Annotated in this window: 12 protein-coding genes; 10 read left to right on the top strand and 2 right to left on the bottom strand. The window is 58.4% G+C overall.

Annotated elements, in window-relative coordinates; genetic code table 11:
* Positions 1-136 precede the first annotated feature (136 nt).
* The 3 genes from fadI to sixA all read left to right on the top strand — a co-directional run bounded on the left by fadI (position 137) and on the right by sixA (position 4290).
* Positions 137-1447, top strand: a complete 1311-nt coding sequence (fadI, locus tag FHN83_RS04365; protein WP_139563309.1) for an acetyl-CoA C-acyltransferase FadI — start codon at positions 137-139, stop codon at positions 1445-1447.
* Positions 1447-3594, top strand: a complete 2148-nt coding sequence (gene fadJ, locus FHN83_RS04360) for a fatty acid oxidation complex subunit alpha FadJ (protein WP_139563308.1) — start codon at positions 1447-1449, stop codon at positions 3592-3594. Before fadI ends, fadJ begins: the two co-directional genes overlap by 1 nt.
* Before the next feature lie 210 nt (positions 3595-3804).
* Positions 3805-4290, top strand: coding sequence for a phosphohistidine phosphatase SixA (gene sixA, locus FHN83_RS04355; protein ID WP_039030934.1), 486 nt, complete (start codon positions 3805-3807; stop codon positions 4288-4290).
* A gap of 43 nt (positions 4291-4333) precedes the next feature.
* On the opposite strand, the gene smrB is transcribed toward sixA, so the two are convergent.
* The gene (gene smrB / locus FHN83_RS04350) at positions 4334-4885 is read right to left on the bottom strand and encodes an endonuclease SmrB (RefSeq protein WP_039030935.1); all 552 of its coding nucleotides are present in this window, start codon (positions 4883-4885) and stop codon (positions 4334-4336) included.
* A 157-nt stretch (positions 4886-5042) separates the two neighbouring features.
* Here smrB and prmB point away from each other — a divergent pair, with 157 nt between their 5' ends.
* The 6 genes from prmB (at position 5043) to FHN83_RS04320 (ending at position 9612) form a co-directional block, all read left to right on the top strand.
* A complete protein-coding gene (gene prmB / locus FHN83_RS04345) occupies positions 5043-5975 on the top strand; it encodes a 50S ribosomal protein L3 N(5)-glutamine methyltransferase (RefSeq protein WP_039030936.1) in 933 nt (310 codons plus the stop codon).
* A gap of 76 nt (positions 5976-6051) precedes the next feature.
* On the top strand, positions 6052-7137 hold the full coding sequence (gene aroC / locus FHN83_RS04340; RefSeq protein ID WP_039030937.1) for a chorismate synthase: 1086 nt from the start codon (positions 6052-6054) through the stop codon (positions 7135-7137).
* Between the two features lie 2 nt (positions 7138-7139).
* Positions 7140-7964, top strand: coding sequence for a penicillin-insensitive murein endopeptidase (gene mepA / locus FHN83_RS04335; RefSeq protein WP_139563307.1), 825 nt, complete (start codon positions 7140-7142; stop codon positions 7962-7964).
* Positions 7964-8773 carry a sulfite exporter TauE/SafE family protein gene (locus FHN83_RS04330; RefSeq protein WP_039030939.1) on the top strand — a complete coding sequence of 270 codons (810 nt, stop codon included), beginning with the start codon at positions 7964-7966 and terminating at the stop codon, positions 8771-8773. The genes mepA and FHN83_RS04330 overlap by 1 nt, the downstream gene beginning before the upstream one ends.
* A complete protein-coding gene (locus tag FHN83_RS04325) occupies positions 8773-9321 on the top strand; it encodes an elongation factor P hydroxylase (RefSeq protein WP_039030940.1) in 549 nt (182 codons plus the stop codon). Before FHN83_RS04330 ends, FHN83_RS04325 begins: the two co-directional genes overlap by 1 nt.
* 9 nt (positions 9322-9330) lie before the next feature.
* Positions 9331-9612 carry a YfcL family protein gene (locus FHN83_RS04320; protein WP_039030941.1) on the top strand — a complete coding sequence of 94 codons (282 nt, stop codon included), beginning with the start codon at positions 9331-9333 and terminating at the stop codon, positions 9610-9612.
* A 70-nt stretch (positions 9613-9682) separates the two neighbouring features.
* Here FHN83_RS04320 and mnmC read toward each other — a convergent pair whose 3' ends face one another.
* Entirely contained in the window at positions 9683-11683 is a 2001-nt protein-coding gene (gene mnmC / locus FHN83_RS04315; protein WP_176556465.1) for a bifunctional tRNA (5-methylaminomethyl-2-thiouridine)(34)-methyltransferase MnmD/FAD-dependent 5-carboxymethylaminomethyl-2-thiouridine(34) oxidoreductase MnmC, read from the bottom strand.
* Between the two features lie 158 nt (positions 11684-11841).
* On the opposite strand from mnmC, the gene fabB reads away from it, so the two are divergent.
* Positions 11842-13059, top strand: a complete 1218-nt coding sequence (fabB, locus tag FHN83_RS04310; protein ID WP_039030943.1) for a beta-ketoacyl-ACP synthase I — start codon at positions 11842-11844, stop codon at positions 13057-13059.
* The last annotated feature ends 46 nt before the right edge of the window (positions 13060-13105 follow it).

The raw sequence follows: 13105 nt of genomic DNA, 5'->3' as shown, positions 1-13105 counted from the left end.
TCCCGGAGGCGTTTCGTTTGCTCTCTGTGTGTTCGCTCGCAATTTTTCTTCTCCCTGATTGGCTAATGTAAAAATTTGGTTAAGACTGTTATCAGGTCAGACCACTTTGCGCATTTGTTATTCACAGGGGAGCGTTATGAGTCAGGCATTACCGCTAATCACCCGTCAGGGCGATCGCATTGCCATTGTCAGTGGATTACGTACGCCGTTTGCCCGTCAGGCGACGGCGTTTCATGGCATTCCTGCCGTCGATCTGGGGAAAATGGTCGTAGGAGAGTTACTGGCTCGCAGTGAAATTCCTCCCGAAGTCATTGAACAGCTGGTCTTTGGCCAGGTAGTGCAAATGCCGGAAGCGCCCAATATCGCCCGTGAAATCGTGCTGGGCACCGGGATGAACGTGCACACCGATGCCTACAGCGTGAGTCGCGCCTGCGCCACCAGCTTTCAGGCGGTGGCAAACGTCGCGGAGAGCCTGATAACCGGCACCATTCGCGCCGGGATTGCTGGCGGCGCCGACTCCTCGTCCGTTTTACCGATTGGCGTCAGCAAAAAGCTCGCCCGCGTGCTGGTGGACGTCAACAAAGCCCGCACCACCGGGCAGCGCCTGTCGCTGTTTTCGCGCCTGCGTCTGCGCGATTTACTCCCTGTGCCGCCAGGCGTGGCGGAATATTCCACCGGCTTGCGCATGGGCGATACCGCCGAGCAGATGGCGAAAACCTACGGCATCACCCGTGAACAGCAGGATGCCCTGGCACACCGCTCGCACCAGCGCGCCGCTCAGGCCTGGGCGGAAGGCAAACTGGCGGACGAGGTCATGACGGCCTATACGCCGCCATTCCGCGAGCCGCTCAGCCAGGATAACAATATTCGCGGCACCTCAACGCTTGCGGATTACGCAAAACTGCGCCCGGCGTTCGACCGCAAACACGGCACCGTCACCGCAGCGAACAGCACTCCGTTAACCGACGGCGCGGCGGCGGTGATCCTGATGACCGAATCGCGCGCCAGAGAGCTGGGCCTGAAGCCGCTCGGCTATCTGCGCAGCTACGCCTTCACCGCCATTGATGTCTGGCAGGACATGCTGCTGGGGCCAGCCTGGTCCACGCCGCTGGCGCTTGAGCGTGCCGGGCTTACCATGGGCGATCTCACGCTCATCGACATGCACGAAGCCTTTGCCGCGCAAACCCTTGCCAACGTGCAACTGCTGGCCAGCGAACGCTTTGCCCGGGACGTGCTGGGCCGCGCCCATGCCACTGGCGAAGTGGATGAGAGCAAATTTAACGTGCTGGGGGGCTCCATTGCGTACGGTCACCCCTTTGCGGCGACCGGGGCGAGGATGATCACCCAGACGCTGCATGAGTTGCGCCGTCGCGGCGGCGGTTTTGGCCTGGTCACCGCCTGCGCGGCGGGTGGTCTGGGTGCCGCAATGGTTCTGGAGGCTGAATAATGGAGATGACAACGGCGTTTACCCTGCACGTGCGTCTGGACAACGTGGCGGTGGTCACCATCGATGCGCCAGGCGAGAAGATGAATACCCTGAAAGCGGAGTTTGGCGGCCAGGTTCGCGCCATCCTCAAGCAGGTGCGTGAAAACAAAAACCTGCGCGGGCTGGTGTTTATCTCGGCCAAGCCGGACAACTTTATTGCCGGGGCCGATATCAACATGATTGCCCGCGCCGAAAGCGCGCAGGTGGCGGAAGATCTGGCCCGTCAGGGGCAGCAGATCATGGCCGAAATTCATGCCCTGCCGATCCCGGTGATTGCGGCGATCCACGGCGCCTGCCTCGGCGGCGGTCTGGAGCTGGCGCTGGCCTGTCACGCACGCATCTGCACCGACGACGCCAAAACGGTGCTGGGCCTGCCGGAAGTGCAGCTTGGCTTACTGCCGGGCTCGGGCGGCACCCAGCGTCTGCCGCGTCTGGTGGGCGTCAGCACGGCGCTGGAGATGATCCTCGCCGGTAAACAGCTGCGCCCGCGCCAGGCCCTGAAGGTCGGGCTGGTGGATGAAGTAGTTCCGCATTCCATTCTGCTGGAGGCCGCCGTTGCGCTGGCCCTGAAAGGCAAACCGGACACCCGTCGCTTACCGGTGCGCGAGCGCGTGCTGGCAGGGCCGCTGGGCCGTGCGCTGCTGTTCAACATGGTGGGCAAAAAAACCGAGCAAAAAACCCAGGGGAACTACCCGGCGACAAAACGCATTCTCGAGGTGATCCATACCGGCCTGACCCAGGGCAGCAGCAGCGGCTATGCCGCAGAAGCGAAAGCCTTTGGCGAACTGGCGATGACCCCACAGTCTCAGGCGCTGCGCAGCATCTTTTTTGCCAGTACCGAAGTGAAAAAAGATCCCGGCAGCGAGGCGGAGCCAGCGCCGCTGGAGTCTGTCGGTGTGCTGGGCGGCGGGCTGATGGGGGGCGGTATCGCCTTCGTCAGCGCCAGCAAAGGCAAATTACCGGTGCGGATCAAGGACATCAACCCGAAGGGGATCAACCACGCCCTTCAGTACAGCTGGCAGTTGCTTGATAAAAAGGTCAAACGCCGCCATATCAAAGCCAGCGAGCGCGATCGCCAGCTGGCGCTGATCTCCGGCACCACTGACTACAGCGGTTTCCGTCATCGCGATCTGGTAATTGAGGCGGTATTCGAAGATCTGGCCCTGAAACAGCAGATGGTGGCCGAGGTAGAGGCGAACTGTGCCCCGCACACCATTTTTGCCTCCAACACCTCGTCGTTGCCTATCGGCGATATTGCGGCCGGGGCCGCACGCCCTGAACAGGTGATCGGGCTGCATTACTTCAGTCCGGTAGAAAAAATGCCGCTGGTGGAGGTCATCCCGCACGCCGGAACCAGCCCGCAGACCATTGCCACCGTGGTGAAGCTGGCAAAAATGCAGGGCAAAACGCCGGTGGTGGTGGCCGATAAAGCCGGGTTCTACGTCAACCGCATTCTGGCGCCTTATATCAATGAGGCCATGCGCCTGCTGACTGAAGGCGAAAAGGTTGAACATATCGATAACGCGCTGGTGAAGTTTGGTTTCCCGGTCGGCCCAATCCAACTTTTGGATGAGGTGGGAATCGATACCGGCACTAAAATTATACCTGTGCTGGAAAACGCTTACGGTGAACGGTTTAGCGCACCTGCAAACATTGTTTCTGCAATTTTGAATGACGATCGCAAAGGCAGAAAAAATGGACGGGGTTTCTATCTTTACGATCCAAAAGGGCGTAAAAGCAAGAAACAGGTAGACCCGGCAATTTATGGGCTTATTCAGCCTGCCGGCGAGGGCAAACTCTCTGCGACACAGTGCGCAGAACGTTGCGTCATGATGATGCTCAACGAAGCGGCGCGCTGCTTTGATGAGAAGGTCATTAAAAATGCCCGCGACGGCGATATTGGCGCCGTGTTTGGCATTGGTTTCCCACCTTTCCTGGGTGGCCCGTTCCGCTATATGGATAGCTTAGGTGCGGGTGAAGTTGTTGCGATTTTACAACGACTGGCTGTGCAATATGGGCCGCGGTTTACGCCGTGTGACGCATTATTGCAGATGGCGGATCAGGGGCTGCGATTTTGGCCAGCAAAGGAAACTGACCTTGTAAATTAAGGTCAAATAAGAGTAAATCCGCCGTTGAAGGGTCTGGTCCTGTCTAATTTGTAAACTGACATTGACTATACTTACGCCGTTGAGGTAAAAAACAGCGTTTCATTCAACGGATGGATCAGGCACAATGCCCGGCCATCGGGTTTTCTACCTCGTTATCTGTTCACGCGGGGAAGTAACACCGGTGATCCTGGTCAACAAAAGCGGTGCAATATGCAAGTTTTTATCATGCGTCACGGTGACGCGGCACTTGATGCTGCCAGTGACTCTGTACGTCCTCTGACGCCTTGCGGCTGTGACGAGTCCCGTCAAATGGCAACCTGGCTGAAAGGGCAAAAAGTGGATATTGAACGTGTCCTCGTCAGTCCGTTCTTACGCGCTGAACAGACGCTGGACGTGGTAGGGGAGTGTATGAACCTGCCAGACAGTGTCGACGTTCTGCCAGAGCTTACCCCGTGTGGCGATGTGGGTCTTGTCAGTGCCTATCTTCAGGCGCTGTGCAATGAAGGTGTCGCTTCTGCGCTGGTGATTTCCCATCTGCCGTTAGTCGGCTATCTGGTATCTGAACTCTGCCCGGGCGAAACGCCGCCGATGTTCAGCACCTCTGCCATTGCCAATGTCACCCTCAATGAAACGGGTGCTGGCGTCTTCAACTGGCAGATGAGCCCCTGCAATCTGAAGATGGCGAAAGCTATCTGACGTAACAGATCCAGGCGGGTAGCAATTGCCACCCGCCTGCCTCTCAGGGCAGCTCAGGCGGTTGCCACTCTTCTACTTCAATCAACACCAGCAATGCGGCATCTCCGCCGTACTCTTTGGGTGCCTGATGAAAAGCCATCACGTGTGGATGCTGAGCCAGCCACAGCGGGGTTTGCTGCTTAAGAATATGTTTGCCGTGGCCGTGCATCACGCAGGCACAAAAGACATGTTCCCGGCGGCAGGCGGCAATCAGCGCGCCCAGCTCCTGTTTCGCCTGCATCTGGGTTAACCCGTGTAGATCGAGAAACAGCTCCGGCGAATAATCCCCACGACGCAATTTTTTCAGCTCGAAGTGGCTGACGTCCGACCGCACGTATTTCACGGCGCCTTCCGTATTCAGCAGCGGCTGAAACTCGTCGGAAAAATAGTGGCTGGCGTCGGCCTGCTCCTGCAGCAACCGTTTTACGGGAACTTCACTCACTTTTTTACGCAGCGGGCGGTGGACGATGGTGTCCTGCTTGATTTTACGCGTGCCTGTCATCAGCTGACGAAACAGCGTTTGATCCTCCTGGCTCAAGGATGTTTTCTTTTTCATATGTCCGTCTCATCTCTTATTTCCGACAGTGTACCTGACTCGCCGTACGGCAAAACGCATTTTTTACCCGCAAGCCGTTAGCGACAGTGCTGATTTATCGCCGTCTTCATGGCACACTAGCCGCCGAAAATTTAGCGAGCATGCCCTGGAGAACATAGTGGATAAAATTTTTGTCGATGAAGCGGTGAATGAGCTGCAAACCATTCAGGACATGTTGCGTTGGGCGGTCAGCCGTTTCAGCGCGGCCAATATCTGGTACGGTCACGGTACCGACAACCCGTGGGATGAGGCGGTACAGCTGGTGTTGCCGTCACTCTATCTGCCGCTGGATATCCCTGAAGATATGCGTTCTGCGCGCCTCACCTCCAGTGAAAAACACCGTATCGTTGAGCGCGTGATCCGTCGCGTTAACGAGCGCATCCCGGTGGCCTACCTCACCAACAAAGCCTGGTTCTGCGGCCATGAATTCTTTGTCGATGAACGCGTGCTGGTGCCGCGCTCGCCGATTGGTGAACTGATCAATAACCATTTCGCCGGCCTGATTGACCATCAGCCTGAGCATATCCTCGATATGTGCACCGGCAGCGGCTGCATCGCCATTGCCTGCGCTTATTCCTTCCCGGATGCGGAAGTGGACGCCGTGGATATCTCCCCTGACGCGCTGGCGGTAGCGGAACACAACATTGAAGAACACGGTCTGATCCATCACGTCACGCCGATCCGTTCCGATCTTTTCCGTGACCTGCCGAAAGTGCAGTACGACCTGATTGTGACCAATCCACCGTACGTCGATGCAGAAGATATGTCCGATCTGCCAAACGAATACCGCCATGAACCTGAGCTGGGACTGGCTTCCGGCTCCGACGGCCTGAAGCTGACCCGCCGTATACTGGCCTGCGCGCCGGATTATCTGACCGATGACGGTATTCTGATTTGTGAAGTCGGTAACAGCATGGTACATCTGATGGAGCAATATCCGGATGTGCCGTTCACCTGGCTCGAGTTCGACAACGGTGGCGACGGCGTCTTCATGCTGACCAAAGCGCAGCTTCTCGTCGCGCGCGAGCACTTCAGCATCTACAAAGATTAATCCAACGGGCTTCGGCCCGTTTCACATTGCGCAAACACAGAAAGCTCAAACACAGAACAACGAAAACGGAGCCGTGATGGCAGGAAACAGTATTGGACAATTATTTCGTGTGACCACGTTTGGCGAGTCGCACGGGCTGGCGCTGGGTTGCATCGTTGATGGCGTACCGCCTGGCATCGAACTGACCGAAGCTGATTTACAGCACGATCTCGACAGGCGCCGCCCGGGCACCTCGCGCTATACCACCCAGCGCCGCGAGCCGGATCAAGTCAAAATCCTGTCAGGCGTCTTTGAAGGACGCACTACCGGCACCAGCATCGGCCTGCTGATTGAGAATACCGATCAGCGCTCCCAGGACTACGGCGCCATCAAGGATGTGTTCCGCCCGGGCCACGCTGACTATACCTACGAACAGAAATACGGTTTTCGTGACTATCGCGGCGGCGGACGCTCCTCCGCCCGTGAAACCGCCATGCGCGTGGCGGCAGGCGCCATTGCTAAAAAATACCTGGCGCAGAAGTTTGGTATTGTCATTCGCGGCTGCCTGACCCAGATGGGCGACATTCCGCTGGCGATCGAAGACTGGGATCAGGTTGAACAGAACCCGTTCTTCTGCGCCGATGCCTCGAAGCTGGAAGCGCTGGACGAACTGATGCGCGCCCTGAAAAAAGAGGGTGACTCCATTGGTGCCAAAGTCACGGTCGTGGCCGACGGCGTTCCGCCGGGCTGGGGTGAGCCGGTCTTTGACCGCCTCGACGCCGACATTGCCCATGCGATGATGAGCATCAACGCGGTGAAAGGGGTAGAGATTGGCGACGGTTTTGACGTGGTGGCGCTTCGCGGCAGCCAGAACCGCGACGAAATTACTAAAGAGGGCTTCCAGAGCAATCACGCGGGCGGCATTCTGGGCGGCATCAGCAGCGGGCAGCAGATTGTGGCTAACATTGCGCTGAAACCAACCTCCAGCATTACCGTGCCGGGCCACACCATTAACCGCTCTGGCGAAGAAGTTGAGATGATCACCAAAGGACGTCACGATCCGTGCGTCGGGATCCGCGCAGTGCCCATCGCCGAAGCGATGCTGGCGATCGTGCTGATGGATCACTTCCTGCGCCAGCGCGCGCAGAATGCGGATGTGACGACCACCATTCCACGCTGGTAACCATGAAAAAAACCGCAATTGCTCTGCTGGCGCTGCTTGCCAGCGGGACCGCTCTGGCGGCAACGCCGTGGCAAAAAATCACCCACCCGGTGGCGGGCAGCGCCCAGTCCATCGGCGGGTTCTCTAATGGCTGTATCGTAGGCGCAGAATCGCTGCCGCAGCAGTCCTCCACGTATCAGGTGATGCGCACCGATCAGCGCCGCTACTTTGGTCACCCGGATCTGGTGCTGTTTATTCAGCGCCTCAGCAACCAGGTGCATAACCTGGGGCTAGGCGCGGTGCTGATTGGCGATATGGGGATGCCGGCAGGCGGACGCTTTAACGGCGGCCATGCCAGCCATCAAACCGGGCTGGACGTGGATATCTTCCTGCAGCTGCCGAAAACCCGCTGGACCTCGGCCCAGTTGCTGAAGCCCCAGGCGCTCGATCTGGTCGCCAGCGACGGCAAGCGTGTGGTGCCGTCGCTCTGGTCGCAGGATGTTTCCGCCATGATCAAGCTGGCGGCAAAAGATAACGACGTCACGCGCATCTTCGTTAACCCGGCCATCAAGCAGCAGCTTTGCGAAGATGCCGGAACCGACCGAGACTGGCTGCGTAAAGTGCGGCCGTGGTTCCAGCACCGTGCGCATATGCACGTGCGTCTGCGCTGCCCGGCGAACAGCCTGGAATGCGAAGATCAGCCGCTGCCACCGCCTGGCGATGGCTGTGGTTACGAACTGCAAAGCTGGTTTGAACCGGCCAAGCCTGGAACCTCTAAGCCTGAGAAGAAGACACCACCTCCGTTGCCGCCTTCCTGCCAGGCGCTACTGGATGAGCATGTACTTTAATGGACCAATTTGCTGAGTTGTTTATGGTATCGCCGCTGCTGCTGGTGGCGCTGTTTTTTATCGCTATGCTGGCCGGTTTTATTGATGCACTGGCGGGCGGCGGCGGGCTGTTAACCGTTCCGGCCCTGCTGGCGGCGGGGATGAGCCCGGCGCAGGCGCTGGCGACCAACAAGCTGCAGGCGTGCGGCGGATCGTTATCCGCCTCGATCTATTTTATCCGCCGCAAGGTAGTGAGCCTCGCCGACCAGAAGCTCAATATCCTGATGACCTTTATCGGCTCAACCAGCGGTGCGCTGCTGGTGCAGCATGTGCAGTCCGATATACTGCGCCAGATCTTACCCATCCTCGTTATCTGTATTGGCCTCTACTTTTTACTGATGCCAAAGCTTGGCGAAGAGGATCGGCAGCGCCGCCTGCACGGATTGCCGTTTGCGCTGATTGCCGGTGGCTGTGTCGGCTTTTATGACGGTTTCTTCGGCCCGGGCGCCGGGTCGTTTTACGCCCTGGCGTTCGTGACCCTGGCCGGTTTTAACCTCGCCAAATCCACCGCCCATGCCAAAGTGCTGAACGCCACCTCGAACCTCGGCGGTCTGCTGCTGTTTATCATCGGCGGCAAGGTGATCTGGGCGACCGGATTTGTGATGATGGCCGGACAATTTCTGGGCGCGCGGGCAGGTTCGCGCCTGGTGTTAAGCAAAGGGCAACAGCTCATTCGTCCGATGATTGTCATTGTCTCGGCCGTAATGAGTGCCAAACTTCTTTATGACAGCCACGGACAGGAGATCCTCCACTGGTTGGGGATGAACTAATGAACAGTACGCATAAATACGAACAGCTGATTGAGGTTTTCAACGGCTGCTTCGCGGAAGATTTTAATACCCGTCTGATTAAAGGCGACGACGAACCGATCTATCTTCCTGCAGATGCGGAAGTGCCGTACAACCGGATTGTGTTCGCTCACGGCTTTTATGCCAGCGGTTTGCATGAAATATCGCACTGGTGTATCGCAGGAAAAGCGCGTCGCGAGCTGGTGGACTTTGGCTACTGGTACTGCCCGGACGGCCGCGACGCCGCGACCCAGGGGCAGTTTGAAGATGTAGAGGTCAAACCCCAGGCGCTGGAGTGGCTGCTGTGCGTGGCGGCAGGATTCCCGTTTAACGTCAGCTGTGACAACCTCGAAGGCGACTTCGAGCCAGACCGTATTGTCTTCCAGCGCCGCGTTCACGCGCAGGTGATGGAGTATCTTGAGAAAGGCATTCCGGAACGTCCGGCACGCTTGATCAAGGCTTTACAGAATTATTACCACACGCCGGAGATCACGGCGGAATGCTTCCCGTGGCCGGAAGATCTTAACTGAGGAAAGAAGATGATCGCAGAATTTGAATCACGCATTCTGGCATTAATTGATGACATGGTGGAGCACGCCAGTGACGATGAACTGTTTGCCAGCGGTTATCTGCGTGGTCACCTGACGCTCGCCGTCGCCGAACTGGAAGCCGGTGACGACCACTCTCCAGACGCGGTGCACGCTGAAGTGTCACGTAGCCTGGAAAAAGCCATTCTGGCGGGCGAACTCTCTCCGCGCGACCAGTCTCTGGTGCTGGGGATGTGGGATACGTTGTTTCAGAAAGCCAGCGTAAACGCGTAGGTGATATTCCGCACGAATTATTCCCTCTCCCCTATGGGGAGAGGGTCAGGGTGAGGGGCCCAGCCCGCACCTATTTGACCATTTTCCCCTTTAACAACTTCCTCACCCATAACCGGTTCGGATTGAGCGCCGCCAGCGTATGGCTGTCCAGCGGGATCGGCTCGTTGCTCATCTGCGCGGCAAGCACTTCCGCCGTCAGCGGGGCCGTACAGAGTCCGCGTGAACCCAGCCCGCCAAGCACAAACAGATTACGAAACTCCGGGGCGCTGACCGCCTGCTCTTTGTTATTAGCGAGATCCTGATACGCCGCCAGGGTGGCGTCATAATCCGGCACCGCACCGGTCATCGGCAGGTGATCGCGGGTGGCACAGCGAATACCGTTTCGCGCCTCACCGGCGCTGACATCCACTTCACGCGCCCAGGCTGCCTGCGGCAAACAGTCGATCAGACGCTGGCGATTATTCTGCTGATCCTCTTCGCTGTACTGCGGTTCGGTCTGCCCGCGATGATAGCTTGCGCCGATGCAGTGCTGACCGTTAACCGGGTTTTGCGGGGTCAGATAGCCGTCGTAGCAGAGCACCTGACGCAGCTGGCTGAGGTGTTCAGCCGCCGGAATATGGCTCACCTGGCCGCCCACCGGGTAAACCGGCAGCTGGGCGGTCTGGCTGAACTGGCTGATCCCGTGTCCGTTGGCCAGCACCACGCTGCCATGCTGCGCCCGCTCACCGTCGGCAAACTCCAGCATCCAGCGGGTGTCGGCCTGCTCCAGTGATTTCACCCGACGGCCATAGTGCACCTGCAGGCCGAGGGTCTGCGCCAGGGTAATCACCGCCGCGGTGAGTTGGGCCGGACACAGCCAGCCGCCGAGCGGATACTGGATCCCGCCGCAGCCGGTGGGCACGCCGATGCTTTTTTGCACCTGTCCGGCATCCACCGCCACCGCGATCTGCTCCGGCAGGCCCAGGGCCAGCATCTGGTCTATTTTTTTCTGGCTCTTCTCATCCCAGCCCAGCTGGGTGACGCCGCACCACGCATGATCAAAGTCTACCGGCAGGGCATCGTACAGGCGGCGGGCGAAGGTAAACGCCGCCGGGAAAAACTGGCTCAGCGCGGCATCATGTGCGCTCAGCAATGGATAGAGCGCCCCCTGACGATTGCCGGAGGCACCCGCCGCCGGGGCATCGTCGGCGCAGTAGAGTGTCACCTGCCAGCCACGGCGTAACAGCGCCAGCGACAGCAGGGCGCTGGCGATCCCGCCGCCCACGACGGCGGTTTCGCGCCCGTTGCAGGGCGTACGGGTAAACCACGGCGTGCGGGCAGGGGAGGGAAGATCCTGCTCCATCACCCCGATGAGCATTTCGCGCTTGCGGCCAAAGCCTTTGGTTTTTTGCACCCTGAAGCCCGCCTCCTGCAGGCCGCGACGGACAAATCCGGCGCAGGTAAAGGTGGCGAGCGTCCCGCCCGGCCGGACCAGACGAGCCATGGCAGCAAACAGCTGCGCGTTCCACATATCCGGATTTTTGGACGGGGCAAAGCCGTCGAGGAACCAGGCATCGACCTGCTGATTCAGGGAGTCATCCAGCCTGTCGGTGAGCTCATTGATATCACCGAGCCAGATATCGAGCGTGATGCGCCCGCCGTCCAGCAGCAGACGATGGCAGCCCGCGACGGGCAGCGGCCACTGGGCCTGGAGCTGTTCCGCCCAGGGCGCCAGTTCCGGCCAGTGCTGGTGCGCCAGACGCAGATCGTCGGCGGCCAGCGGAAATTTCTCGAAACTGATGAAATGTAACCTTTGCAGCGTAGCGTCAGGGTGAGCTGCACGGAAGCGATCGAAGGCTTGCCAGAGGGTGAGAAAATTCAGCCCGGTGCCAAATCCGCTCTCGGCCACCACAAACAGATCGCGGGGATGCAGCGGAAAACGGGAATTCAGCTGGTTTCCGTCGAGGAAAACATAACGTGTCTCTTCCAGTCCGTTATCATTAGAGAAGTAGACATCATCAAAATCTCGGGAAACAGGTGTACCCTCAGCGTTGAATTCGAGGTTGGCAGGTTGTATGGCGTTTTGTTTCACGTAAGTTACTCGTCTGACAGGCTGTGCCGCGATCTTAACGATGTGCGTCTGTTGGTGCAAATTTCCGCAGAAATTGGCTGATCGGACTTGTTCGGCGTACAAGTGTACGCTATTGTGCGACTCGAAACTTAAAATAGTGCGACTTACAGAGGTATTGAATGAAACGTGCAGTGATTACTGGCTTGGGCATCGTTTCCAGCATCGGTAATAACCAGCAGGAAGTCCTGGCATCTCTGCGTGAAGGACGCTCCGGGATCACCTTCTCTGAAGAGTTTAAAGATTCCGGCATGCGTAGCCACGTTTGGGGTAATGTAAAACTGGACACCACGGGCATGATCGATCGCAAAGTGGTCCGTTTCATGAACGATGCCTCCATCTACGCCTATCTCTCCATGCAGGAAGCGATTGCTGACGCTGGCCTGAGTGAAGACGTTTACCAGAACAACCCGCGTGTGGGTCTGATTGCCGGTTCCGGCGGCTCGTCTAAAGCCCAGGTATTCGGTGCTGACGCCATGCGTAGCCCACGCGGCCTGAAAGCGGTCGGTCCATACGTTGTGACCAAAGCCATGGGTTCAGCGGTTTCCGCGTGCCTGGCGACCCCGTTCAAAATCCACGGCGTAAACTACTCCATCAGCTCCGCCTGTGCGACATCTGCACACTGTATCGGTAACGCGGTTGAGCAGATCCAACTGGGTAAACAGGACATCGTATTTGCTGGCGGCGGTGAAGAGCTGGGCTGGGAAATGGCCTGTGAGTTCGACGCGATGGGCGCACTGTCCACCAAATACAACGAATGTCCGGAAAAAGCCTCCCGTACCTACGACGCAAACCGTGACGGTTTCGTAATCGCTGGCGGCGGCGGTATGGTTGTGGTTGAAGAGCTGGAGCACGCTCTGGCCCGTGGCGCGCATATCTACGCTGAGATCGTAGGCTACGGCGCAACGTCCGATGGCGCAGACATGGTTGCACCATCAGGTGAAGGCGCTGTGCGCTGCATGAAGATGGCCATGCACGGCCTGGATACGCCAATCGACTACCTGAACTCCCACGGTACCTCTACGCCGGTAGGCGACGTGAAAGAGCTGGGTGCAATCCGCGAAGTGTTCGGCGACAACAGCCCGGCTATCTCTGCAACCAAAGCCATGACCGGTCACTCTCTGGGTGCGGCTGGCGTGCAGGAAGCTATCTACTCCCTGCTGATGCTGGAACACGGCTTCATCGCCCCAAGCATCAACGTTGAAGAGCTGGATGAGCAGGCTGCTGGCCTGAACATCGTTACCGCGACAACCGAGCGTGAACTGAATACCGTGATGTCTAACAGCTTCGGTTTCGGCGGCACCAACGCCACGCTGGTAATGCGTAAGCTGAAAGCGTAATGACTGCGCCGGATGTCAAAAGGGAGCCTGATGGCTCCCTTTTTTG

Source organism: Leclercia adecarboxylata (assembly GCF_006171285.1).
In the GTDB taxonomy this organism is placed as follows: Bacteria; Pseudomonadota; Gammaproteobacteria; order Enterobacterales; family Enterobacteriaceae; genus Enterobacter; species Enterobacter barmai.
The sequence above is the reverse complement of the archived record's forward strand: the minus strand, read 5'-3'. Positions and strand labels throughout refer to the sequence as shown.